The sequence below is a fragment of the Stutzerimonas chloritidismutans AW-1 genome, assembly GCF_000495915.1.
Taxonomy (GTDB): domain Bacteria; phylum Pseudomonadota; class Gammaproteobacteria; order Pseudomonadales; family Pseudomonadaceae; genus Stutzerimonas; species Stutzerimonas chloritidismutans.
Genome location: NZ_AOFQ01000035.1, coordinates 1 through 23,312, shown reverse-complemented (window position 1 = coordinate 23,312; position 23,312 = coordinate 1). Strand labels below are relative to the sequence as shown.

The following is a 23,312-nucleotide window of genomic DNA, read 5'->3' as shown; positions in this document are numbered from 1 at the left end:
TCCACACGTAGGGTGTAGCTCCCCGCACTCAAATAGCTACGGCATTGCGATGATGTCATAGCGCCATTCTTTTATCCTAAAAAAAAATTTAGCCACTTTATTGGCGCCGCTATACCCACTGCTTTAGCAGGGATTCCCGTGACCGTACGGTTTCGCTATGGTGGCATTCAGGTATCACGGAGTGATCGCATGGTCCGGGGCTCAATCCTATTGCTGATGTTCATCGCCTTGCTCGGCTGCCAGCCCGACCCGGACTCCGTCCGGGTCGGCAGTAACCGCTGGCTCGGCTATGCACCGTTCTATCTGGCGGACGAGCTGCAATGGACGGCCCCGAGCGGTGTTCGCCTGGTCGAATACCCGACCACCACCGGTGTGCTGCGCGGCTTTCGCAATGGCATGCTGGATGCCGCCATGCTGACCCTGGACGAAACGCTGCTACTGCAGGCCAGCGCCGATCTGAATCTGGAGATCATTCTGGTCACCAATGTCTCCGCCGGCGCGGACGTCCTGTTCGCCCGCGCCCCGATAGCCACGGTCGACGATCTGCGCGGCCGGCGAATCGGCGTGGAGAACACTGCGCTTGGTGCCTATTTCCTTTCCCGTGTGCTGGATCAGACGCAGCTGACCATTGCAGACTTAGAGGTGCTCAGCCTGCCGGTGCATGAGCAGGTCGAGGCGTATGCCGCCGGACGTGTCGATGCGGTTATCACCTTCGCCTCGGAAGGGCCGGCGCTGGAGGCCAGCGGCGCGCGCCGCATCTTCGACAGCCGCCAACTGCCGGGGGAGATCGTCGACGTTCTGGTCGTTGATCGCCAGCGGGTCAATCCTGAGCAGCGCAAGCGCCTCAGAGCGCTCTGGTTCGACGCCCTGCGCGCCTGGCAGGATCATCGCAACGAAGCCGACCCGCGCCTGCTCGCACGCCTGGGCCTGACGCCCGCTGCGCTGCAGGTCACGCTGGACGGCTTGCTCATGGGCGATCGCGCGGTCAATCGCGAATGGCTCCGTGACGGCCAGCTACACCGCAGCATCGAACGTCTGAACCAGTACATGGGCGAACGACAACTGCTGAACAACGTCCGGCATGAGGGGCTGGTCCCCCGCTGTGAGGTGCTCGAATGCTGACAAGACTGTCGCTGCGAAAATCGCTGCCCCTGCTGCTGGGCATCTTCGGCCTGATGTTCACGGTGCTCTTGACCACCTGGCACCTGCCGACGCGCATCGAGGAAACGCTCACCGACTGGCGCGACCACACTGCACAGCACCTCGCCCTGCTGCAGAGCAGCCTGAGCGACCATCGCCGGCTGGGGCGCAACGCCGAGCTGGAGACGGAGCTGGCCGACCTGGCGAGCCTGGAGGGGGTGCGCTGGGCGATGGTGATCGACCCTGACCTGCAGATAATCGCCACCACCCGGCTGGGCCTGACCGCCGAGCGCCTGGAGCTGATCGACGCCGCCGCGCTCAAGTCCCATGTCGACAGCGGTCGTCCCGCCTGGGCCGGCGAAGGCGCGCGACAGCTGGCGATCTACCCGCTGGACCGTGTCGCACAGAACGGCAAGCCGGTGCGCGAAGCGCTGCTGGCCGAATACGACTTCACGCCGATGCTCGCGCAGACCAAACGTGACGCATGGTTCTATCTGGCCCAGACCCTGACGTTATTGCTGCTGCTCGGCCTGATCCTCAACCGCATCTACGGACGCCTGCTGACGCGCCGCCTGGCGCGCATCGACCAGGCCGCACGGCAGTTCGCCATCGACCAGCGACCACAGACCCTGGCGGTGGCCGGCCGCGATGAGATCGGCCGGCTCGCCGCCACCCTCAGTCGCATGATGAACCAGCTGCACGAGCGGCAGCTGGCCCTCAGCGAAAGCGAACAGCTGCTACGCGACCTGATCGACACGGCGCCGATCGGCATGCTGGTGGTCGACCGCGAACTGCGCGTGCTGCAAGCCAACCCCGCGGCTGCCGCACTGTTCGGCTGCACGCCGGAGGAGCTTGTCGGCAACGTGCCGGACGACCGCCTGACCGAACGCGATGCCACCGCACGCCTGCGCAGCACGCCGGCGAACACGACGCTGGAGTTGACCGGCCGCCGAAACGGTCAGGACATTCCGCTGGAGATCAGCTGCACGCCATTCCAGCGCTACGGCGTGCGCCATTTCCTGGTCCTGCTGCGCGATATCAGCGACCGCCTGCGCGCCGAGCAACGACTGCGCTTTCTCGCCCATTTCGATCCGCTGACCCAGCTGGCCAACCGCAACTACCTGATGCAGCGCCTCGACCAGCTGTTGGCAGCCCGCCTACCGCTGAGCCTGCTCTACCTCGATCTGGACCACTTCAAGCGCATCAACGACAGCCTCGGCCATGAAGTCGGGGACAAGCTGCTGATACAGATCGGCGATCGCCTCGGCCAGCTGATGCCTGAAAAATCCCTGCTTTCGCGCACAGGCGGCGACGAGTTCATGCTGTTGATCGACGGCAGCGATGCCCGGCGTGCAGAACAACTGTCGCAAGTCATCATCGACCGCTTCGAGCTGCCGGTGCGCATCGGTCAGTACGAGTGCTTCGTCAGCCCGAGCATCGGCATCGCGGTCAGCGACGGCCGGCACAGCACCACCGAGCTGCTCAAGCGCGTCGACCTGGCGCTGTACGCGGCCAAGGATGCCGGACGCAATCGTACCGTCATCTACAACGAAGCACTCAGCGACGCGGCCGCCAGCCGCCGTGAACTGGAGCAGGCACTGCGGCGCGCGCTGGATCACGAAGAGTTCGTGCTGCATTACCAGCCGCAGGTCAACGCCCAGGGTGAACCGGAAGTCATGGAGGCCCTGCTGCGCTGGGCTTCTCCGGACCGCGGCCTGGTGCCGCCCGGGGTGTTCATTCCAGTACTGGAAGAGAGCGGCATGATCATTGAGGCGACCCGCTGGGTGTTTCGTGAAGCCTGCCGACAGGCTTGTCGCTGGCACGCCATGGGGCATGCGCTGCGCATTGCGGTCAACCTCTCGCCACTGGACTTCCGCCAGGCGGATCTGGCCGGCAGCCTGCTGGCGATTCTCGAGGAAGAAGGCGCATCAGCAAGCATGCTGGAACTGGAGGTCACCGAGAGTGCGCTGCTCGAAGCCGATGAGCATGTCCAGCAGACCCTCGGCCGCCTGAAGGCCGCCGGGCTGCCGCTGCTGCTCGACGACTTCGGCACCGGCTATGCCTCGCTGACCTATCTGCAACGCTTCCGCTTCGATGGCATCAAGATCGACCGCGAGTTCGTCAGCGGGCTGCCGGATAGCGAACAGTCGGTCGCGCTGGTGCGCGGCATCCTCACCATGGCCAGCCACCTCGGCCTGTACGTGGTCGCCGAAGGCGTGGAGAACGAGCGTCAGGCGGCGTTCCTGCGGCTCAACGGCTGCCCCAGCTTGCAGGGATTCCACTACGCACGGCCGCAGCCGGCAGCGCAGTGCCGCCTGCAGCAGAACGGTCGACCGATCAACCTGCAGCTGCCGCTGGACGGATAAGCACCGACCGGCGTGCCAGCATTAAGCCTGCAATTGCGAACGGTTCGCATCTGGGATAGTTTCGTTGCCCCTCTCGGTGGCACGCTCCCATGCGCGACAACAACAAGATTTCCGATTCCTGCCTGCAGTGTTACGTCCATCATCGCCAGCAACTGGTCGCCCACCTCACGCGCCTCGGCGGCTGTCGCGCGCTGGCCGAGGACCTGGCGCAGGATGCCTGGCTGAAGCTCGCCCAGGTCATGCGCGAGCAGCGTCTCGACAATCCCAAGGCCTATCTCTTTCGCATCGCCACCAATCTGCTCCGCGACGCCATGCGCCATCGCGCCTTGCTCGGTGCATCAGACGAAGCTCCGCTCGAACTCATCGAAGCCGTGCAGGCCGACCCCTGCTCTCTGGTTGAAAACCACTGCGCGTTGCAATGCGTGCTACGCCAGCTCGATGACCTGCCGCCGCGTTGCCGCGAGGTGTTCGAACTGGCCCGGCTGGAAGGTCTCAGCCAGGCCGAGATAGCCGGACGCCTTGCCATCTCGGTGAATACCGTGATCGCCCAGCTTGCTAAGGCGCGCCAGCGACTGGAGCGGCCGTAACTTTTTTCTTCGACGCCGTAATGGTTTTTCCGCGCTGATTCGTCTTGCCTGTGCCCTTGCGCAATTGAGAGTTATTCTCGATTAACCGGCATCCTCGCAGATGCTTTCGTGCGGTCCAGCCGCCAGACAAGAAACCACCGAAGCCGCGAAAACGGCCCGCTCCGGGTCGCGGCCGCGCTCGGCCCGAGGAATGTGCATGACCCCGTCCAGTACCGTAGTGCCCTTCGCCCCCGGCCCCGTCAGCAACGGGCTGTTCACCCGCAGCAATCACGATGACTACCGCCAGCTCATGCAGCAGGGGCTGAACCTGGTGCAGCAGTGTCTGCAGCGCCAGCAGCAGCCGTTCAGCGGCATCCTTCCGCAGGAACTGGCCGCCGATTTCGAGCGCGTCGATCTTGAGCGTCCGCTGGGCGACGCCGGCGCCGCGCTGCGCGAGCTGGATCAGCTCTACCTGCGCGACGCGGTGTACTTCCACCACCCGCGCTACGTCGCCCACCTCAACTGCCCGGTGGTGCTGCCGGCGCTGCTTGCCGAAGTGCTGGTGTCGTCGCTCAATTCTTCGCTGGACACCTGGGACCAGAGCGCCGGCGGCACGCTGATCGAACAGCGCCTGATCGATTGGACCTGTGCGCGTATCGGCCTCGGCGGTCAGGCCGACGGCGTGTTCACCAGCGGCGGCACCCAGTCCAACCTGATGGGCCTGCTGCTGGCCCGCGAGCACGTCTGCAACCGCCTGCCCGGCCACGGCGGCAATCTGCGTCATGGCCTACCGGCCGATGCCGCCGGGTTACGTATCTTCGCCTCCCGCGCCAGCCACTTCAGTGTGCAGAAATCCGCAGCGCTGCTGGGGCTGGGCTACGACGCCGTGCGCAGCATCGAAACCGACAGTGCCCAGTGCATGAGCGTGCCGGCGTTGGCCCAGGCCCTGGCCGACTGTCAGCGCCTGGGCGAGCTGCCCATGGCCGTGGTCGCCACCGCCGGCACCACCGACTTCGGCAGCATCGATCCGCTGCCGGAAATCGCCGCGCTGTGCCAGCACTATGGCGTCTGGCTGCACGTCGACGCGGCCTATGGCGGCGGTCTGCTGGTCGCACCGCGCTACCGCGACTGGCTGGCCGGTATCGAGCACGCCGACTCGGTCACCGTCGACTACCACAAGTCGTTCTTCCAGCCGGTCAGCTGCAGCGGCTTCTTCGTTCGCCAGCGTCAGCACCTGAGCTACATCACTCACCACGCCGACTACCTCAACCCGCGCAGCCAGACCCGCGAGGGCACGCCGAACCTGGTCAACAAGAGCATCCAGACCACCCGCCGCTTCGACGCACTGAAGCTCTGGCTGACCCTGCGCATCCTCGGCGCCGAGCATATCGGGGCGATGTTCGAGGAGGTCATCGACCGCGCTGCCGACACCCATCGCCTGCTCGCCGAAGACCCGGCCTTCGAGGTCTTCGCCCCGCGCCTGAGCACGCTGGTGTTCCGTTTCGTCGCCCCGGGCGTGGCCGACGAGCGCCTGGATGCGATCAACCGCGAAATCCGCAAGGCGATCTTCCGCTCCGGCGCGGCGGTGATCGCCGCCACCGTGGTCGAGGGCCGGCAGCACCTCAAGTTCACCCTGCTCAACCCGGAAACCACGCTGGACGACCTGCGCACCATCGTCGAGCTGATTCGCGGCCACGGCACTCGCCTGCTCGACGGCCTACCCACCGCCGCCAACCAGTAAGGAGATCGCACATGAACAAGATGTATGACTTCATTGGCATCGGCATTGGCCCGTTCAACCTCGGCCTGGCCTGCCTGGCCGAACCCATCGACGGGCTCGATTGCCTGTTTCTCGACCGCGCCGAGGGTTTCAACTGGCATCCCGGCATGATGCTCGACAGCGCCACCCTGCAGACGCCGTTCATGGCCGATCTGGTGACCCTGGCCGACCCCACCAGCCGCTTCAGCTTTCTCAACTACGCCAAGCAGGTCGGGCGGCTGTACGCCTTCTACATCAAGGAAGACTTCTTCCTGATGCGCCGCGAGTACAACCAGTACTGCCAGTGGGTGGTCGAGCAGCTCGACAGCCTGCGCTTCGAGCACTTCGTCCAGCACGTCGACTACCTCGACGAGCGCCGCTGCTACCGGGTGCGCGGCGTGCACACGCGTAGCGGCGAGGGCTTCGAGTTCCTCACCCGCCGTCTGGTGCTCGGCACCGGCACCACGCCCCATCTGCCGACCTGTTGCGAGGCACTGGCCGAGCACGTCAGCCACAGCGGCAACTACCTGCAGGACAAGTCGCGACTGCAGGGCAAACGCTCGATCACCGTGGTCGGCAGCGGCCAGAGCGCGGCGGAGATCTACTACGACCTGTTGCAGGAAATCGACCGCCACGACTACCAGCTGAACTGGATCACCCGCGCGCCGCGCTTCTTCCCGCTGGAATACACCAAGCTGACGCTGGAAATGACCAGCCCGGAGTACATCGACTACTTCCACAGCCTGCCGCGCAACACCCGGGAAAAGCTCATCGATAGCCAGAAGGGCCTGTACAAGGGCATCAACGCCACGCTGATCAACGCCATCTACGACGAGCTGTACAACCAGAGCCTCAAGGGCGAGGTGCCGACCCAGCTGCTGACCAACGCCGAGCTGCGTCGCTGCCAGCGCCTGAGCGATGGCACGCTGGAGCTGGAGTTCTTCCAGCACGAACTGGAGCAGAGCTATCGCCACCGCTGCGACGCACTGGTGATGGCCAGCGGGTATCAGTACCGCCTGCCGCGCTGCATCCAGCCGATAGCCGAGCGCATCGCCTGGCAGGCGCCGGAGCGCTTTGCCGTGGCGCGCAACTACAGCATCGACCGCAACGGCGGTGAGGTCTTCGTACAGAACGCCGGGCTGGTCGATCACGGCCTGGTGACGCCGGATCTCGGCATGGGCTGCTACCGCAATGCCTCAATCCTGCGCGAGATCTGCGGGCGCGAGCACTACGCGGTGGAAACGAAGATCGCCTTCCAGCAGTTCAGCCTGCCGCAGCCGGTGACACCCCAGGGCGCGGTGGCGGCGCGATGACGCTGCGACGCGCGCTGATCGGCATGACGCTGCTGGCGGTGCTCGGCGACAGCCTGCTGATGCCGTTCTATCCGCAGTACTTCGCCGAACGCTTCGGCGAGCTGCGCAGCGAGCAGGTCGGCCTGTACCTGGCCGCGGTATGCCTGGTGGCGATGCTTGCCTTGCCGCTGTGGGTGCGCCTGTCCAGGCATGCGCATCCGCTGCGCCTGCTGATCTTCGGCCAGTTGATGGCTGGGCTGCTGGCGCTGGCCTGCGCGGCGATCGAGCAGCAATGGCTGTTCTGGCCGGTGTCGCTGACGATGATCGCCTTCAAGGCCAGCTACCTGCTGATGTATCCCTACGTCATGGGCCTGGTGGGCACCGACCAGCAGGTGCGCACCATCGGCCTGCTCTCGGTGGTGGTGCATCTGGGCGCAATCGCAGGCGCGACGCTGGGCGGCGGGGTGCTGCATTACCTCAGTCCGGCGCGGATGTTCGTGCTGATGGGCCTGATGGATTTCGTGCAGATGGCTGTCAGCCTGCTCTTGTTGCGCCATGCGCCGCAACCGACTCGGGTCGATGCAAGCACGCCACCGCGGCCGCGCGGGGAGCACCTGGCCATTGCCCGGCTGTGCCTGCTGATGCTGGCGTTCTACTTCTGCATCTACCTGGCGCGGCCGTTCTTCACGGTGTACTGGGAACAGCTCGGCGGGCCTCAGGCAAGCTGGATCACCGGCCTGGTCTATGCCATTCCCGGCATGCTGGCGCTGCTCGCCCTGGCCCTGCACTACCACGCCGGGCAGCACCTGACCGCCTGGCTGCTGCTGGGCGCGACCGGGCTGGCGTTGCAGGGCATCGAGCAGATGCCGCTGGTACTGGCCGGGCGCGTGCTATTCGGCTGGGCGCTGTACCAGCTCACCGTCGCGCTGGATGCACGACTGTTCGCCCTCAGCCGGCCGGAGCACTACGGCCGCGACTACAGCCTGATCAACATCTTCCAGAACCTCGGCGTGCTCGCCGCGTCGTGGCTCGCCGGATTGGTGGTGCGCGATGCCGGCCTCGCCGCGCCGTTCTTCCTGTCCGCCCTCGGCCTCGTTCTCACCGCCTACGTACTGCGCTGGCTGCTGGTTTCAGCACCAGTCAGCGCGTCTCTCTGTGGAGCCAAATCATGAATACCGCTCTTTCCCGCGCGGATGGTCCGCGCTTCGTTCGCTACTGCGCGCTTGGCGCCATGCACTTCGAGACCGTGCAGCCGGAGCATTTGCCGCTGCTGCAGGACTGGCTGCGCCGCGACTATGCGCGCTTCTGGGCCATGAGCCATCTGAGCCTGGCGCAATTGGCCGACTATGTTGGCGAGATCCAGCGCAGCAGCCATCGCGACATTGCCATCGGTATGTGCAACGGCGAACCCGCGTTCCTTTTCGAGGGCTATCACCCAGCCCATGACCGCCTCGCCGATCACTACCAGGTGCGCCCCGGCGACCGCGGCATGCACCTGCTGCTCGCACCCTGCGAAAAGCCCGTGCACGGCTTCAGCCTGGAAGTCATACGCAGCATCCTCGCCTATCAGTTCGCCGACCCATTCGCGCGGCGCATCGTCGTCGAGCCCGACGCGCGCAACGCCAAGGTGCATGCCTTGAACCAGCGCGTCGGCTTCGTCTACCAGCGCCTGCTGCACCTACCGGAAAAGGACGCCTGCCTGGCGTTCTGCACCCGCGCGCAGTTCCTCGCCACCCTTCAGGAGAATCCGCAATGAATCAGCTCGTGCAACTGCCAACCGCCGCCGGCGACCTGGCCACCGAACACCTGCAGGCCGAACACTGGGCCCGCGCCAATCGCCTGCTGCTGAAGAAAGCCCTGGCTGAATTCAGCCACGAAAAGTTGTTCAGCCCCGAGCCGCTGGGCGACAGCCACTACCGCGTCGCAGTGCCGGACAGCTCAACCGAGTACCGCTTCAAGGCACGAAGGCTGGCGCTGGACCACTGGTCCATCGTTACTGACTCCATTGAAAAATTCAGCAATGGCCAGCCGCAGCCACTGGACGCGCTGAGCTTCATCATCGAGTTCGCCGACACCCTGGGCATCTCGGAAAACAACCTGCCGGTCTACCTCGACGAGATCAGCAGCACCCTGTTCGGCAGCGCCTACAAGCTCGCCAACAGCCCGCTGAGCGCTGCCCAGCTGGCCCTGGCGGACTTCCAGCAGATCGAGACTGGCATGCGCGAAGGCCACCCGGGCTTCGTCGCCAACAACGGGCGGATGGGCTTCGACGCTCAGGATTACCGCGCCTACGCGCCGGAAGCGGCAAGCCCGGTGCGCCTGGCCTGGCTTGCCGTGCACCGCAGCCGCGCCAGCTACAGCGCCATCGACGGGCTCGACCAGCCGACCCTGCTACGCGAGGAGCTGGGTGGTCAGCTCGAGGTGTTTCATAGCCAGCTGCGAGCGCTGCAGCTTGACCCCGACGACTACCTGCTGATGCCCGCGCATCCCTGGCAGTGGCACAACATCCTCGCCATCGGCTTCGCCGCAGAGATCGCCAACCGGCAGATCGTCCATCTCGGCCTGAGCAATGACCGCTACCTCGCGCAGCAGTCGATCCGCACCTTCTTCAACCAGAGCCAGCCGCAGCGGCGCTACGTGAAGACCGCCCTGTCGATCCTCAACATGGGCTTTATGCGCGGGCTGTCGCCCTACTACATGCAGGCGACGCCCGCGATCAACGCCTACCTTGCCGAGCGCGTGGCCAACGACCCGCTGCTGCGCGACTGCGGCTTCCAGTTGCTGCGCGAAGTCGCGGCCATCGGCTATCGCAATCCCTATTACGAGCAGGCAATGCCGGCCAGCAGTCCTTATCGCAAGATGCTTTCGGCGCTGTGGCGGGAGAGCCCGCTGGGTCACATCGAACCCGGCCAGCGGCTGATGACCATGGCCGCGCTGCTGCACAGCGATGGCGACGAACGCGCCCTGCTGCCGACGCTGATCAGCGCCTCGGGGCTGACCGCCGACCGCTGGCTGCGCCGCTATCTCAACGCCTATCTGACGCCGCTGCTGCATTGCTTCTACGCCCACGATCTGGTGTTCATGCCGCATGGCGAGAACCTGATCCTGGTGCTGGAAGATCATGTACCGGTTCGCGTGCTGATGAAGGACATCGGCGAGGAAGCGGTGATTCTCGATGGCGACGCGCAGATCCCCGAGGCCGTAGGCCGTCTCGCGGTATCGGTGCCCGACGAGCTCAAGGTGCTGTCGATCTTCACCGACGTGTTCGACGGCTTCTTCCGCTACCTCAGTCAGATTCTCGATGAGCAGGTCGACCTGCCGGAACAGCGCTTCTGGCAACAGGTCGCCGACTGCATCGCCGACTACCAGGCCAGCCAGCCTCAGCTGCGCGACAAGTTCGCCCGCTACGACCTGTTCGCCGAGGAATTCGCCCGCTCCTGCCTGAACCGTCTGCAACTGGGCAACAACCGGCAGATGCTGGATCTGGCCGATCCGGCCGGTGCACTGAAATTCGCCGGCACCCTGAAAAACCCCGTCGCGCCCTATGCTCCGGAACGCTGAAACCCAATGGGCGGATGACGAGGCGCTGAACGACCTGCTGCTGCGGGTGCGCAGCGCCCTGCCGGGACTGGACGGGCGCGTCGGCTCGCCAAGACCCGACGAGCTGATGCTCGATCGCCCGCAGCCACTGGCGGACTTGCTGGGGCACTGGCAGGCAGCGCACCCGGAAGCGGGCCGGCACTACTGGGCGGCGCGCTGCTGGACGCTGCTGGTCTGGCAGCCGATCTATCTGCAGGTGCTGGCCGTGCAACTCGACGACCAGTCGCCCGAACTGGAGGGCATCGCGCAAGGTATGCAGCAGGGCTTCGTCGCCGGTTTCTGCCTGCCGGATCATCAGCTGCTGCGCGCCGACGCCCAGCACCTGCTGCGCCATGCCGGGCAGCAGATCCGCCAGTTCTGCGCCCAGGCCCGTGCGGCTTGCGGCGCGTTGCTCGGTCTGCATCCGAAGCTCGCGCAACGCCTCGCCGCGGATTGCGTGATGGCCGCGCTGCTGCACGCGCAACGGACCGATGGTTGCGGCAACCTGCAGCTCTGCCGTCGCGCCGATGCCTGGCTGGATGCGTGCGGCATGCCGGGTGCCAGCGGCCTGCTGGCGGTGCAGCTGACCGATGGCGGCACCCGTCTCGGCTTGCAGCGCAAGGCCTGCTGCCAGCATTTCCGCCGCGCCGATGGCGAGCTCTTCGACAGCTGCCCGAAGCTGCCGCTCGCCGAGCGCACTCGACGCCTGCGCGAGCAGCATGGTTAGCGCTCGCTGACCTCAGGCAGCGTCCCGACACCTTACGCAGCTGGATACACATCACGCGGGCGAACCTTGTGGCTGCCGCGGGCGTTTCTTTGCTAATGTCGCGCCCGTTTCCGACTCGCCGCCGACGACAGGTTCCCGCATGGCCCGCAAGAAAGCTGCCCTCGATTTCGAACAATCCCTCGCCGAGCTGCAACAGCTGGTGGAACGCCTGGAAAGCGGCGAGCTTTCGCTGGAAGACTCGCTGATCTGTTTCGAACAGGGCATCGGCCTGACCCGCGACTGCCAGGCTGCGCTGAGCCAGGCCGAGCAGAAGGTGCAGATCCTGCTGGAACGCGACGGCAGCCTGCAGGAAGCCCCCTTCGAGTCGGACCCCGAAGCATGATGATCGGCGACTACCAGAAACGCTGTCAGCAGCGCGTCGACGGCTGCCTCGAAACCCTGTTCGTCCCGCCGCTGCCGCAGCTCGAACGCCTCTATCAGGCCATGCGCTACAGCGTGATGAACGGCGGCAAGCGCGTCCGCCCGCTGCTGGTCTATGCCGCCTGCGAAGCACTGAACGGCGACAAGACCAGCGCTGACGGCGCCGCCTGCGCAGTCGAGCTGATCCACGCCTACTCGCTGGTGCACGACGACCTGCCGGCCATGGACGACGACGACCTGCGCCGCGGCCAGCCCACCACGCACAAGGCCTTCGATGAGGCCTGCGCGATCCTCGCCGGCGACGGCCTGCAAAGTCTCGCTTTCGAGGCCATGGCCCAGGCCGCGCACAATCCGCAGGACGCCACGCTGCGCCTGCGCATGTTCGCCGTACTGGCCCGCGCCGCCGGGCCGGCCGGGATGGTCGGCGGTCAGGCCATCGACCTCGGTTCGGTCGGGCTCAAGCTCGATCGCGACGCCCTGGAGCTGATGCACCGGCACAAGACCGGCGCGCTGATCGAAGCCAGCGTGCAGCTCGGCGCGCTCGCCAGCGGCCATGCCGACGCCGACAACCTCGCCTCGCTGAGCCAGTACGCACGCGCCATCGGCCTGGCCTTCCAGGTGCAGGACGACATTCTCGATGTCGAAAGCGACACCGCGACCCTGGGCAAGCACCAGGGCGCCGACATCGCCCGGGACAAGCCCACCTATCCGGCACTGCTCGGGATGGACGCGGCCAAGGCCTATGCGCTGGAACTGCGCGACCAGGCACTGCACGCGCTGCGCCCGTTCGATATCTCCGCCGAGCCGTTGCGCGAGCTGGCGCGCTACATTGTCGAACGACGCAACTGAGCCTTTCGCCGAAATAGCAGTCAAACCCCTACCGGACCCGGGGCCGTTCTTATCGAACGGCCCATCGGGTAAACTGCCGCTCTTTTTTCAACAACAACGATCCGCCTGATGCCCAAGACTTTTCACGAGATCCCTCGGGTTCGCCCCGCGACGCCCGTTCTTGACCGAGCGGCGACCCCCGAACAGCTGCGCCGACTGGGCGAGGCGGAACTCGAAGAGCTTGCCAACGAATTACGCCAGGAGCTGTTGTACAGCGTCGGCCACACTGGCGGGCACTTCGGCGCCGGCCTCGGCGTGATCGAACTGACCATCGCCCTGCATTACGTCTACGACACGCCGGACGACCGCCTGGTCTGGGACGTCGGCCACCAGGCCTATCCACACAAGATCCTCACCGGGCGCCGCGAGCGCATGGCTACGCTGCGTCAGAAGGACGGCCTGGCCGCCTTCCCGCGCCGCTCGGAGAGCGAGTACGACACCTTCGGCGTCGGTCATTCCAGCACCTCGATCAGCGCCGCCCTGGGCATGGCGGTCGCCGCCCGTCTGAAAGGCGAGCAGCGCAAGTCCATCGCGGTGATCGGCGACGGCGCGCTCACCGCCGGCATGGCCTTCGAGGCGCTCAACCACGCCCCGGAAGTCGGCGCCAACATGCTGGTGGTGCTCAACGACAACGACATGTCGATCTCGCGCAACGTCGGCGGGCTGTCCAACTACCTGGCCAAGATCCTGTCCAGCCGCACCTATTCGAGCATGCGCGAAGGCAGCAAGAAGATCCTCTCGCGCCTGCCGGGTGCCTGGGAAATCGCCCGCCGCACCGAGGAATACGCCAAGGGCATGCTGGTGCCGGGCACGCTGTTCGAGGAGCTGGGCTGGAACTACATCGGCCCCATCGACGGCCACGACCTGCCGACGCTGATCGCCACCCTGCGCAACATGCGCGACCTCGACGGCCCGCAATTCCTCCATGTGGTGACGAAGAAGGGCAAGGGCTTCGCCCCCGCCGAAGCCGACCCGATCACCTGGCATGCGATCAGCAAGCTGGAGCCGGTCGGCGCCCCGGTCAAACCGAAGAAGCCCTCAGGGCCCAAGTACTCCAATGTGTTCGGCCAGTGGCTGTGCGACATGGCCGCCGCCGACCCGCGCCTGACCGGCATCACCCCGGCGATGAAGGAAGGCTCGGACCTGGTGGCCTTCAGCGAACGCTACCCGCAGCGTTACTTCGATGTCGCCATCGCCGAGCAGCACGCGGTGACGCTGGCGGCCGGCATGGCCTGCGAAGGCATGAAGCCGGTGGTGGCGATCTACTCGACGTTCCTCCAGCGCGCCTACGATCAGCTGATCCACGACGTTGCGGTGCAGAACCTCGACGTGCTGTTCGCCATCGACCGCGCCGGCCTGGTCGGCGAAGACGGCCCGACCCATGCCGGCAGCTTCGACCTGTCCTACCTGCGCTGCATCCCCGGCATGCTGGTGATGACGCCCAGCGACGAGAACGAGATGCGCCGCATGCTCACCACCGGCTATCACTTCGAGGGCCCGGCCGCGGTGCGCTACCCACGCGGCAGCGGCCCCAATGCGGCCATCGAGCCGGGGCTGGAACCACTGGAGATCGGCAAGGCCGTGGTGCGCCGTGAGGGCAGCAAGGTGGCGCTACTGGTGTTCGGTGTGCAGCTGCCCGAAGCGATGCAGGTCGGCGAGGCGCTGGACGCCACGGTGGTCGACATGCGTTTCGTCAAACCGCTGGACGAAGCCCTGCTGCGCGAACTGGCTGGCAGCCACGAGCTGCTGGTGACGATCGAAGAGAACAGCATCATGGCCGGCGCCGGCAGCGCGGTAGCCGAGTTCCTCACTGGCGAAAGCATTCTCAAACCGATGCTGCATCTAGGCCTGCCCGACTACTACGTCGAGCACGCCAAGCCCAGCGAAATGCTCGCCGAGTGCGGCCTGGATGCGGCCGGCATCGAAGCGGCCGTACGCAAGCGGCTTGCGGCACTCGGCAAAGCCTGACGTCGTTTTGGTGGATGGGTGGAGCGTCATCCACCCTACGATCGCATCACCTCCGAGCCGGCAGCGCAGCAAAGCAGGGTGGAAAACTGCGCAGCATTTTCCACGGGTGACCATCCACCCTGTATACGCCACACGCATTTGAGTCGTAGCGAGAAGCCACGCCGCGTTTACCGCGCTGCGGTGGATGGGTGAAGCGTCATCCACCCTACACTGGCCACTCCGAGTCGCACTATCGGCAGACTCGCTCCCCTCAAAGTGGGCGGATGTTCAGCCACGCAACAACAAATCACCCTCGATCGGCACGTAACGCGTCGCCGCACGGATCAGCGATTGCGCGGTAAGTCCCGGTACGCCATAGGCGGTCGCTTCGGCGCCGCCGGCCCGCACCCGATCGAGCAGCAGGTCGAAATCGCCATCGCCGGACGCCAGCACCACCTCGTCGACCCGTGCCGCCGCATCCAGCACGTCGATGGTGATGCCCACATCCCAGTCACCCTTGGCCGAGCCGTCGCTGCGCTGGATATAGGGCTTGAGCTTTACCGTGAAACCGAGGTTGCGCAGGATTTGCTGAAACTGCTGCTGGCGTGCGTCACCGCGCTCGATGGCGTAGGCATAGGCCTCGACGATGGTGCCGCGACGGCTGACATCGGCCCACAACGCGGAATAGTTGAAGTGGCAGCCATGGGCCTGCCGCACGGTGTAGTAGAGGTTCTGTACATCGGCGAACAGGGCAATCTTCTTCACGCGGCGGCCCGAATCTGAAAGGGGGCTCCAGTATGGACGGCGAAATCGCACATGTCCCGTCCTTGCCGCATCCGTTACAGTGGCGCCCCGAAACGATTACTCACCTTCGGTCTGCAATGAACGTTCTTGCCATCCTGCGTGACGCCTGGTTCTTCTACTCCCGCCACTTCCTGACCATCGTCCGGCTCTGCCTGCCGCTGATCCTGCTCGAAAGCGCGACACGCCTGGCGCTCGATCACTGGCTCGGCGAAAACGTCCTGCCCGCCCTGGACCTGCTGGTGGGCCTGATCTTCTATCCGCTGTACGTCGGCGCGCTGATCCTTTACCTGGATGCGCGCAGCCGTGGCCACGATCCGGCGCTGCGTGCGGTCTACGCCCGGGCCCTGCCGCTGTGGCCAGCGCTGGCCGTGCTCTCGGGGCTCGGCTCACTGCTGATCATGCTCGGCGCCTCGCTGTTCGTGCTGCCCGGCATCTGGGTCATGGTCAAGATCGCCTTCGCCGAGTACCTGCTGGTCTTGCGTGGCCAAACACCGCTGGCGGCGCTGAAGGAGAGCTTCGCCCTCACCCGCGGGCATTTTTTGCTGATACTGGGCTGCGTGATGACCGTGCTGTTGCCGATCTGGATGCTGGAAATCTGGATCGCCGCCCAGCTGTTCGCCGAGCAGACGCCACCACTGGTGCCGGCGATGTTGCTGGACGCCGTGGTCGGCCTGCTGCAGTTGCTGCCGACGATCATGCTGTTCCGCTGCTTCATGCTCTGCACCGAGCCGCCGACACGCCAGCCGGACAACGGCTGAGCGGTCTTTCGACGGAGGTTCAGGCGAGGCGCGCAGAGCCTGCTAGGCTTGCTCCGGCCACATCAGGAGACCCCGCCATGGCCGACCAGAACCCAAGCATCCTTTCGCACATTTCACTGGGCAGCAATCGCTTCGACGAAGCGGTTGCCTTCTACGACCAGGTCCTCGCCACCCTTGGCTGCAAGCGAATCCTCGAACACCCCGGCGCGGTCGCCTGGGGCCGTGAATACCCGGAATTCTGGATTCAACGACCCATCGACGGCGGCAGCGCGTCGGTGGGCAACGGCACCCATGTCGGTTTTTTCGCTGCGAATCAGGCCGAGGTCGACGCCTTCCATCGCGCGGCGATCACCGCCGGCGCAAGCGATGAGGGCGCACCCGGCCCGCGCCCGGAATATGGCGAGCCCTACTACGGCTGTTTCGTACGCGATCTGGACGGCCACAAGATCGAGGCGTCCTACTGGGACGAGGCGCTGATGCAGCAACTCTACGGCAGCGGCAGCTAGCCCGCTGCGCTCAGGAGGCGCGCCCGCCGAGCAGCCGCGGTAACAGCAGGCTCTGGTACAGCCGCGGAAAACAGCGCGCCAGCAGCTGGGCCTTCCAGTCCAGGTTCGACAGCACCAGCAGCCGGCGCCGGCGCAGCGCGCCCTGATAGATCGCCTCGGCCACGTCCTGCGGCGAAGCGACCCGACCGATGTCCAGCACCGGCGTGGGCGCTGTCGAACCATCGCCGACCAGCACGTTCTTGCGCAGATCGGTGGCGGTGTAGCCGGGGCAGACCAGCATGACGTTGACGTCGGTTTCCCGAAGCTCGCAACGCAGCGTCTCGAACAATCCGTGCAGGGCATGCTTGCTGGCGTTGTAGGCTGCGCGGTTGGGCACCGGCGAATACTGCGAAAGCGAGCTGAGCACAATGATCTGCCCGCCGCGGGAGATCAGACTGGGCAGCGCGGCCTGAGTGCAATGCAGCGCGCCGTAGAAATTCACCGCCATCACCCGCTCGAACACTGCCAGGCTGGTATTCGCTACCGGGCTGCGGTGAGTGATGCCGGCGTTGTTGACCAGCACGTCGATGCCGCCGTAACGCTCCACCACCAGCGCAATCGCGCGCTGCACCGCCTCGGCATCGCTGACGTCACAGCACAACCCCAGCGCATCGGCATTGTGGTGATCGGCCAGATGCTGCACCAGGCCATCCAGCGCATCCTGATGCAGATCGAAGATCACCAGCCGCGCGCCAGCCTGGGCCATGCGCACCGCCAGCGCGCGGCCGATCCCGGCACAGCCGCCGGTGATCACCACCAGCTTGCGGTTGAACACCTTGCGATCGAACACCTTGCGCTGCATACCCCTACTCCTTCGTGCCGCACGCCTGCCTTTCGGTATGAGCATAGGTCGATATAGGCCGACATTCCTCACGCTGCTGCAGCAATATGGCTCATGGACAACCGGGCATCGGCTGCGCATGCTTGTTGGAACAGCGCAAGGCAGCGATCGATCCATTGAAAGCATTCATCTATCTGGCCCTGGCCTCCCTTCTCGGCTTACCAGCCGCGGTCCTGGCCAATCCCGTTTCGCAACGCGTCCTCAACGTCGGCTACTACGAGTTCGCCCCGGCCATCTACACCGATGCCCAGGGCATGGCACGCGGCGAGCTGGCCGAACTGACCCGCCGCGTCGCGCGTGAGGCCGGCTACGGCGTGCGCTTTCGAGGGCTGCCCGGTGCCCGCCTCTACGCGGCGCTGGAGAATGGCAGCATCGACCTCTGGCCCGGTGCCAAAGGCAAACCGGAACTGGCGACCCATACGTTGGAAGGCCGGCATACGCTCAGCCAGATCAATCTCAACCTCTACCGCCTTGCCGGTACGCCGGCGCCGCGCCTGCCGGACGACCTTGCCGGCAAGTCGCTGATCCTGATCGGCGGCTACAGCTACTGGCCGAACGTCAACGCGCTACTGGACGATCCCGGCCTCGACCTGCGCCTGCTGCGCACCAGCAATCACCTTTCCGCGCTGGAAATGCTGCAGCGCAACCGTGGCAATTACCTGCTCGACTACCAGATTCCAGTGGAACAGGCCCGCCAACGACTACGGATGGAAGCGCTGCCCTACCAGCGCCTGGCCCAGGTGCCGATCCACTTCATCGTCTCGCGTCATGCACGCGACGCCGCGACCATCGTCACTGCGCTCGACGACGCCTATGAAGCGTTGCGCGTCGCCGGCGAGGACCTCAGCCTGCCCTCGGACTGAGCCTACTGCCCGCGTGGCTTGGCCCGTGCGGTCGGCTCGGCGATCAGCGGGTCGTCCGGCCAGTAATGCTTGGGATAGCGCCCCTTCAGATCCTTCCTTACCTCGGCGTAGGTGTTGGCCCAGAAACTCGCCAGGTCCTGGGTGACCTGTACCGGACGCCGCGCTGGCGACAGCAGGTGCAGCTTGACGACCTGTCGGCCACCAGCAATCCGCGGCGTGTCGGCCAGGCCGAACAGCTCCTGCAGACGCACCGCGAGCACCGGCGGCTGCTCGCTGTAGTCCAGCCGAATGCGCGAGCCGGACGGCACGCTGACCGCCACCGGCGCCTGCTCATCCAGGCGCTGCGGCAGCGGCCAGGGCAGCAGCGTGGCGAGCATGCCGGCCAGATCGAGCTGGGCGAAGTGCGCCAGGCGCGACACCTTGCCGAGGTAGGGCAGCAGCCAGTCGCCCAACCGTTCCAGCAGTGCAGCATCGCTGACGTCCGGCCAGTCGCTGCTGTTGCCTGCGTCCAGATCGAGCTGACGCAGCAGGTCGATGCGCGCCTGCCACTGGCGCAACTCCGGCGTCCAGGCCAGCAGTTCCAGGCCCTTGCGCCGCACCAGGCCGAGCAGCGCGCGAGCCCGGGCGTCATCGTCGAGGTTCGGCAGTGGTTCGCGGCTGAGCACCAGTTCACCGATCCGCCGCTGCCGTTCGGCGCGCAGCACGCCCTCGCGCTCGTCCCACTCCAGCTCATCGCGCAGAGACACCTGTTCGGCCAGCGGTCCGTCGAACAGCGCCGGGTCCAGCGCGACCGCCCGATAGATGCGCTCCTCGCGTTGTCCCTGATGGCTGCCCAACTCGGCGATCACCAGCCAGGGCTCCTTCATCAATGCATCCGGCTCACCGAACAGCGCCGCGCGCCCGTTGGCCAGACGATAACCACCGCCACCGTCGCGGCGCTGCCGGGCGACGCGGTCGGGGTAGGCGAAAGCCAGCAGCGTGGCCAGCGCGTGCTGTTCGTCCAGCGCTCCGTCGCCCTGCCCCGGAGCGCCGCGCAGCAGGCCACGAAACTGCCGGGCCAGCTGCCGCACTCGCTGCACCGCAGCGCCACGGCCGCTCTGCAACTGGTGCAGACGCAGCGCCAGATCGGCGCCGCCGCTGCGCTGTCCGCCGGATTGAATGTCACGCTCGACCAGCAGCGCCGCGACATCCGCCGCCAGCGCGCCAATACCCAAGCCATGCCCGCGCAGCAGCATGTGCGCCAGCCGCGGGTGTGCCGGCAACTCGGCCATGGCCTGACCGTGGCGGGTCAGCTGCCAGCCGCCATGTTCGTTGTGCTGCAATGCGCCAAGGCGCTCGAGCAGCGCCTGAGCCTGGGCGTAAGCCGCCGCCGGCGGCCGGTCGAGCCAGGCCAGCTCGTCCGGCTCGACACCCCAGCGCGCCAGTTGCAGCGCGACACCCGCAAGGTCCGCCTGGAGGATTTCCGCCTCGTCGTAGGCCGCCAGCTGCGCGTGCTGATCCTCGGACCACAGCCGATAGCAGACGCCCGGCTCCAGGCGCCCGGCGCGACCAGCGCGCTGCGTGGCCGAGGCGCGGGAGATGCGCCGGGTTTCCAGCCGGGTCATGCCGCTGCCTGGATCGAAGCGCGGCACCCGCGCCAGTCCGGCGTCCACCACGATGCGCACGCCTTCGATGGTCAGACTGGTCTCGGCGATGTTGGTCGCCAGCACCACCTTGCGCATGCCCGCCGGCGCCGGCTCGATGGCCGCGCGCTGCTGCGCCAGCTCCAGCTCGCCGTGCAGCGGGCAGAGCAGGATGTCGCCGCGCCCGCCCAGCTGATCGGCGAGCGCCTCGTGGACGCGGCGGATCTCGGCCTGCCCCGGCAGAAACACCAGCACGCTGCCCTGCTCGTCCTCCAGCGCCTGCAGCACCGTCTGCATCACGCGCGGCTCGATACGCTCATTCGCCGCAACGAGACGGCCCCAGCGCTGCTCGACCGGGTGCATGCGCCTTTCGCTGCGCACCACCGGCGCATCGTTGAGCAGTGCCGACAGGCGCTGGCCCTCCAGCGTCGCCGACATCAGCAGCAGCTTGAGCGGCTCGTCGCGCAGCAGTTGCCGCGCATTGAGCGTCAGCGCCAGAGCCAGATCGGCGTCCAGGCTGCGCTCGTGGAATTCGTCGAAGATCACCAGGCCGACGCCTTCCAGCGCCGGGTCGTCCTGCAGCCGCCGCGCGAGAATGCCCTCGGTGACTACCTCGATGCGTGTGTTCGGCCCGACTTTGCTGTCCAGCCGGATGCGGTAGCCGACGGTTTCGCCGACGCGCTCGCCCAGCTCACTGGCCAGCCGCTCAGCCGCTGCGCGGGCAGCCAGACGGCGCGGCTCCAGCATGATGATGCTCTGCCCGCCCAGCCAGGCTTCGTCGAGCAGCGCCAGCGGCACGCGAGTGGTCTTGCCGGCGCCGGGCGGTGCTTCGAGAACGGCTTCGTCGCGCTGTTGCAGGGCCTGGCGCAACGCCGGCAGGACTTCGTCGATCGGTAGGGAATTCATGGGCACTCGCTTCGGGCAGACGATTCAACAACCGAGGCGCCCGCCCGAAGCTGGGCGCATCAGTTGACGCTATAGCCGCGTCCGGTCAGGCAGGCGCCAAGGGCGCGCTTGTAGATGTCGGCAACGCTCGCCGCCGGAGCCGTCCGGGCGCTGGCCGGATCGAAACCGCTCTGGCTCACGGCCCAGGTATGACACTCGTAGCGATCGCGGCTCTGCTGCTCGGCGCTCTGGTCCTTGGCCGGATAGGCGATGACATCATATCGCGTGGCCTCGCTGGCCGGCAGCGGCGGATGACTGACCGGCTCGTAGACATTGCGCTCTACATTCCACAGGTAATAGGTACCGGCGGCAATGAAGTAGAGCATGCTGCCGATCCAGATTTCCCGCGCACCGGCCGGCAGGCCGTGGCTGTGACGCGGGCCCGGCACATGCTGCGTCCCCGGTCCCGCCGGCCCTCTATGCGCACCCGGCCCGGGACCGGGAGGTGCGGCGGTGACCGGCAAGGCGATGCAGAGGGAAAGAACGGCGCCAAGCGCGGCGCGCGGCAGTGACCTGGACATGATTGAACTCCGGGATGGGATGAAATCGCAGCGCGATTATCTGCCCGGCCGATGCAGCGGTCCGTCAGGCCTCGGTAAGGACTGGGTAAAGCCACCCCATGCGTCAGCGCACACGCCGAACACCCGAGCCCGCGGCATGGTCTGATATCGAGAAAACATCATCCAGCTGTCTTCCGGCCCTTGTATAGTTGCGCCACTTTTCCAGGAGGTCCTTATGCGTACTCGTAACCGAATCATCGGCGGCGTGTTGGCCGCTTCCCTGTTCACCCAGCTGGCCGCCTGCGGCACGCTGTTCTACCCGGATCGCCGCGGGCAGATCGAAGGCCGCATCGACCCGGCGATTGCGGCCCTCAACGCGGTAGGGCTGATATTTGGAATCATTCCTGGATTGATTGCCTTCGGCATCGACTTCACCACTGGCGCGATCTACCTGCCCGATGATCAGTACTCCGTGGCTCCGGAAAAACTGCAGGAAGCCATCGGCGCCGACGGCCAGATCGACCCGGCGCGCCTGAAAGCCATTATCGAGGCGGAAACCGGCCGCAGCCTGCCGCTGGCCGACCCGCGCCTGATCCAGCACAACGGCAGCGTCGAGCAGCTGGCCGCCTTCGGTCTGCGCCCCGCTGCCTGATGTCGAGAACGGCTAACAGGCGATGAGCATCAACCGCGACCACGCCCGGCTCATGCGCCGGGCGACCGCTGCGGCCCTGGCGACGGCGATCCTGCTGGCGCTGAGCAAGGCCGTGGCCTGGTGGCTGAGCGGCTCGGTGAGCCTGCTCGCCGGCCTCACCGATTCGCTGCTCGACGGCGCCGCGTCGCTGCTCAACCTGCTCGCGGTGCACTACTCGCTGCGCCCGGCCGACGACGATCATCGCTACGGCCACGGCAAGGCCGAGGCTCTGGCCGGGCTGGGCCAGGCGGCATTCATCTGCGTCAGCGCGATACTCGTTGGCGTGCAAGGCGTCGACCGCCTGCTGCATCCGCAACCGTTGGGCGCCCAGGGCGTCGGCATCGCGGTGATGATCTTTTCACTGCTGATGACGGCCATTCTGCTGAGGTATCAGCATCACGTGGTCAAGGTGACCGGCTCCACCGCCATCCGCGCCGACTCGCTGCACTACCGTTCAGACCTCTTGCTCAACACCAGCATCCTGCTCGCGCTGGTGCTGGCCAGCTTCGGCTGGGAGCGACTGGACGCACTGTTCGGCATCGGTATCGCGCTGTACATCTTCTGGAGCGCCATCACCATCGTCCGTGAGGCCGGCGCGGTGCTGATGGATACCGAACTGTCGCCGGAGATCAGCGAGCAGATGCAGAAGCTGGTCTGCGAAGTGCCGGGCGTGCATGGCTGCCATGACTTCCGCACACGCATTTCCGGCACCCGTTGGTTCGTGCAGTTGCATCTCGAGCTGCCGGGGGACCTGCCGCTGTCGCAGGCGCATGATCTGTGCGTGGCGGTGGAGAACGCGATTCACGATCGCTATCCGAATGCGGAGGTGCTGGTGCATGCCGATCCGCTTGAGGTAGCGCCGCCGAAGCGGTGATTGGAGTTTTCGGATTCCATTTCCAAGGCACCACCACAACGCCCACAACGAAAAAGACCACGCCTGGGCGTGGTCTCTTCGATTCGTCTGGCCGATGATAACGGCTTCTTCGCGCGGCGCCTCGTGAGCACCGGGGGCCCGGACCGTCGGTCTTGGTAAGACCTTCGGTGGTCACGGCGGGGGGG

The 23,312-nt window shown here is 66.2% G+C and carries 21 protein-coding genes; 17 read left to right on the top strand and 4 right to left on the bottom strand.

The window, feature by feature from the left end; translation table 11 throughout:
* Positions 1-189: 189 nt before the first annotated feature.
* The 12 genes from F753_RS37295 (at position 190) to dxs (ending at position 14,705) form a co-directional block, all read left to right on the top strand.
* Positions 190-1,122, top strand: a complete 933-nt coding sequence (locus F753_RS37295) for an ABC transporter substrate-binding protein (RefSeq protein WP_023445497.1) — start codon at positions 190-192, stop codon at positions 1,120-1,122.
* On the top strand, positions 1,116-3,506 hold the full coding sequence (locus tag F753_RS37290) for a putative bifunctional diguanylate cyclase/phosphodiesterase (RefSeq protein ID WP_023445496.1): 2,391 nt from the start codon (positions 1,116-1,118) through the stop codon (positions 3,504-3,506). The genes F753_RS37295 and F753_RS37290 overlap by 7 nt, the downstream gene beginning before the upstream one ends.
* Positions 3,507-3,595: 89 nt before the next feature.
* On the top strand, positions 3,596-4,093 hold the full coding sequence (locus F753_RS37285; protein ID WP_023445495.1) for an RNA polymerase sigma factor: 498 nt from the start codon (positions 3,596-3,598) through the stop codon (positions 4,091-4,093).
* A gap of 196 nt (positions 4,094-4,289) precedes the next feature.
* The gene (locus F753_RS37280; protein ID WP_023445494.1) at positions 4,290-5,813 is read left to right on the top strand and encodes a pyridoxal phosphate-dependent decarboxylase family protein; all 1,524 of its coding nucleotides are present in this window, start codon (positions 4,290-4,292) and stop codon (positions 5,811-5,813) included.
* Positions 5,814-5,824: 11 nt separating this feature from the next.
* Positions 5,825-7,144, top strand: coding sequence for a lysine N(6)-hydroxylase/L-ornithine N(5)-oxygenase family protein (locus F753_RS37275; RefSeq protein WP_023445493.1), 1,320 nt, complete (start codon positions 5,825-5,827; stop codon positions 7,142-7,144).
* Positions 7,141-8,295, top strand: a complete 1,155-nt coding sequence (locus F753_RS37270; protein ID WP_023445492.1) for an MFS transporter — start codon at positions 7,141-7,143, stop codon at positions 8,293-8,295. Before F753_RS37275 ends, F753_RS37270 begins: the two co-directional genes overlap by 4 nt.
* Positions 8,292-8,879 (top strand): GNAT family N-acetyltransferase, encoded by a 588-nt coding sequence (locus tag F753_RS37265; protein ID WP_023445491.1) that lies wholly within the window; start codon positions 8,292-8,294, stop codon positions 8,877-8,879. The genes F753_RS37270 and F753_RS37265 overlap by 4 nt, the downstream gene beginning before the upstream one ends.
* On the top strand, positions 8,876-10,684 hold the full coding sequence (locus F753_RS37260; RefSeq protein ID WP_023445490.1) for an IucA/IucC family protein: 1,809 nt from the start codon (positions 8,876-8,878) through the stop codon (positions 10,682-10,684). Before F753_RS37265 ends, F753_RS37260 begins: the two co-directional genes overlap by 4 nt.
* Positions 10,668-11,429: a siderophore ferric iron reductase gene (locus F753_RS37255; RefSeq protein WP_023445489.1), complete on the top strand. Its 762-nt coding sequence runs from the start codon at positions 10,668-10,670 to the stop codon at positions 11,427-11,429. Before F753_RS37260 ends, F753_RS37255 begins: the two co-directional genes overlap by 17 nt.
* 139 nt (positions 11,430-11,568) lie before the next feature.
* Positions 11,569-11,811 carry an exodeoxyribonuclease VII small subunit gene (locus tag F753_RS37250; RefSeq protein ID WP_023445488.1) on the top strand — a complete coding sequence of 81 codons (243 nt, stop codon included), beginning with the start codon at positions 11,569-11,571 and terminating at the stop codon, positions 11,809-11,811.
* Positions 11,811-12,698 (top strand): polyprenyl synthetase family protein, encoded by an 888-nt coding sequence (locus F753_RS37245; RefSeq protein ID WP_014819016.1) that lies wholly within the window; start codon positions 11,811-11,813, stop codon positions 12,696-12,698. Before F753_RS37250 ends, F753_RS37245 begins: the two co-directional genes overlap by 1 nt.
* A 108-nt stretch (positions 12,699-12,806) precedes the next feature.
* Entirely contained in the window at positions 12,807-14,705 is a 1,899-nt protein-coding gene (gene dxs / locus F753_RS37240) for a 1-deoxy-D-xylulose-5-phosphate synthase (RefSeq protein ID WP_023445486.1), read from the top strand.
* Between the two features lie 267 nt (positions 14,706-14,972).
* Here the strand turns inward: dxs and F753_RS37235 are convergent, their stop codons facing one another.
* A complete protein-coding gene (locus F753_RS37235) occupies positions 14,973-15,449 on the bottom strand; it encodes a LabA-like NYN domain-containing protein (RefSeq protein ID WP_014819014.1) in 477 nt (158 codons plus the stop codon).
* 116 nt (positions 15,450-15,565) lie between these two features.
* Here F753_RS37235 and F753_RS37230 point away from each other — a divergent pair, with 116 nt between their 5' ends.
* Together F753_RS37230 and F753_RS37225 are read left to right on the top strand one after the other, a co-directional pair.
* Positions 15,566-16,246 carry a YciC family protein gene (locus F753_RS37230; RefSeq protein WP_023445485.1) on the top strand — a complete coding sequence of 227 codons (681 nt, stop codon included), beginning with the start codon at positions 15,566-15,568 and terminating at the stop codon, positions 16,244-16,246.
* A 77-nt stretch (positions 16,247-16,323) separates the two neighbouring features.
* Entirely contained in the window at positions 16,324-16,752 is a 429-nt protein-coding gene (locus tag F753_RS37225) for a VOC family protein (RefSeq protein WP_023444971.1), read from the top strand.
* Between the two features lie 10 nt (positions 16,753-16,762).
* Here F753_RS37225 and F753_RS37220 read toward each other — a convergent pair whose 3' ends face one another.
* On the bottom strand, positions 16,763-17,593 hold the full coding sequence (locus F753_RS37220; protein ID WP_023444970.1) for an SDR family oxidoreductase: 831 nt from the start codon (positions 17,591-17,593) through the stop codon (positions 16,763-16,765).
* A gap of 86 nt (positions 17,594-17,679) precedes the next feature.
* On the opposite strand from F753_RS37220, the gene F753_RS37215 reads away from it, so the two are divergent.
* The gene (locus F753_RS37215) at positions 17,680-18,495 is read left to right on the top strand and encodes a substrate-binding periplasmic protein (RefSeq protein WP_031297532.1); all 816 of its coding nucleotides are present in this window, start codon (positions 17,680-17,682) and stop codon (positions 18,493-18,495) included.
* Positions 18,496-18,497: 2 nt separating this feature from the next.
* Here F753_RS37215 and hrpB read toward each other — a convergent pair whose 3' ends face one another.
* Together hrpB and F753_RS50015 are read right to left on the bottom strand one after the other, a co-directional pair.
* A complete protein-coding gene (gene hrpB / locus F753_RS37210) occupies positions 18,498-21,023 on the bottom strand; it encodes an ATP-dependent helicase HrpB (RefSeq protein ID WP_023444968.1) in 2,526 nt (841 codons plus the stop codon).
* Positions 21,024-21,082: 59 nt separating this feature from the next.
* Complete coding sequence (locus tag F753_RS50015; protein ID WP_245218634.1) at positions 21,083-21,583, bottom strand: hypothetical protein; 501 nt, start codon at positions 21,581-21,583, stop codon at positions 21,083-21,085.
* Positions 21,584-21,797: 214 nt separating this feature from the next.
* Between F753_RS50015 and F753_RS37200 the strand changes: the two genes are divergently transcribed.
* Together F753_RS37200 and F753_RS37195 are read left to right on the top strand one after the other, a co-directional pair.
* Positions 21,798-22,214: a hypothetical protein gene (locus tag F753_RS37200; RefSeq protein ID WP_023444966.1), complete on the top strand. Its 417-nt coding sequence runs from the start codon at positions 21,798-21,800 to the stop codon at positions 22,212-22,214.
* 22 nt (positions 22,215-22,236) lie between these two features.
* The gene (locus F753_RS37195) at positions 22,237-23,127 is read left to right on the top strand and encodes a cation diffusion facilitator family transporter (RefSeq protein ID WP_023444965.1); all 891 of its coding nucleotides are present in this window, start codon (positions 22,237-22,239) and stop codon (positions 23,125-23,127) included.
* The last annotated feature ends 185 nt before the right edge of the window (positions 23,128-23,312 follow it).

Bases quoted from the DNA above. Each gene is read 5' to 3' on its own strand.
- F753_RS37220 (WP_023444970.1), bottom strand. From the start codon at position 17,593: ATGCAGCGCAAGGTGTTCGATCGCAAGGTGTTCAACCGCAAGCTGGTG.
- F753_RS37245 (WP_014819016.1), top strand. From the start codon at position 11,811: ATGATCGGCGACTACCAGAAACGCTGTCAGCAGCGCGTCGACGGCTGC.
- F753_RS37260 (WP_023445490.1), top strand. From the start codon at position 8,876: ATGAATCAGCTCGTGCAACTGCCAACCGCCGCCGGCGACCTGGCCACC.
- F753_RS37275 (WP_023445493.1), top strand. From the start codon at position 5,825: ATGAACAAGATGTATGACTTCATTGGCATCGGCATTGGCCCGTTCAAC.
- F753_RS50015 (WP_245218634.1), bottom strand. From the start codon at position 21,583: ATGTCCAGGTCACTGCCGCGCGCCGCGCTTGGCGCCGTTCTTTCCCTC.
- F753_RS37255 (WP_023445489.1), top strand. From the start codon at position 10,668: ATGCTCCGGAACGCTGAAACCCAATGGGCGGATGACGAGGCGCTGAAC.
- F753_RS37225 (WP_023444971.1), top strand. From the start codon at position 16,324: ATGGCCGACCAGAACCCAAGCATCCTTTCGCACATTTCACTGGGCAGC.
- F753_RS37265 (WP_023445491.1), top strand. From the start codon at position 8,292: ATGAATACCGCTCTTTCCCGCGCGGATGGTCCGCGCTTCGTTCGCTAC.
- F753_RS37280 (WP_023445494.1), top strand. From the start codon at position 4,290: ATGACCCCGTCCAGTACCGTAGTGCCCTTCGCCCCCGGCCCCGTCAGC.
- hrpB (WP_023444968.1), bottom strand. From the start codon at position 21,023: ATGAATTCCCTACCGATCGACGAAGTCCTGCCGGCGTTGCGCCAGGCC.
- dxs (WP_023445486.1), top strand. From the start codon at position 12,807: ATGCCCAAGACTTTTCACGAGATCCCTCGGGTTCGCCCCGCGACGCCC.
- F753_RS37295 (WP_023445497.1), top strand. From the start codon at position 190: ATGGTCCGGGGCTCAATCCTATTGCTGATGTTCATCGCCTTGCTCGGC.
- F753_RS37270 (WP_023445492.1), top strand. From the start codon at position 7,141: ATGACGCTGCGACGCGCGCTGATCGGCATGACGCTGCTGGCGGTGCTC.
- F753_RS37195 (WP_023444965.1), top strand. From the start codon at position 22,237: ATGAGCATCAACCGCGACCACGCCCGGCTCATGCGCCGGGCGACCGCT.
- F753_RS37290 (WP_023445496.1), top strand. From the start codon at position 1,116: ATGCTGACAAGACTGTCGCTGCGAAAATCGCTGCCCCTGCTGCTGGGC.
- F753_RS37230 (WP_023445485.1), top strand. From the start codon at position 15,566: ATGAACGTTCTTGCCATCCTGCGTGACGCCTGGTTCTTCTACTCCCGC.
- F753_RS37250 (WP_023445488.1), top strand. From the start codon at position 11,569: ATGGCCCGCAAGAAAGCTGCCCTCGATTTCGAACAATCCCTCGCCGAG.
- F753_RS37285 (WP_023445495.1), top strand. From the start codon at position 3,596: ATGCGCGACAACAACAAGATTTCCGATTCCTGCCTGCAGTGTTACGTC.
- F753_RS37215 (WP_031297532.1), top strand. From the start codon at position 17,680: ATGGCTCATGGACAACCGGGCATCGGCTGCGCATGCTTGTTGGAACAG.
- F753_RS37200 (WP_023444966.1), top strand. From the start codon at position 21,798: ATGCGTACTCGTAACCGAATCATCGGCGGCGTGTTGGCCGCTTCCCTG.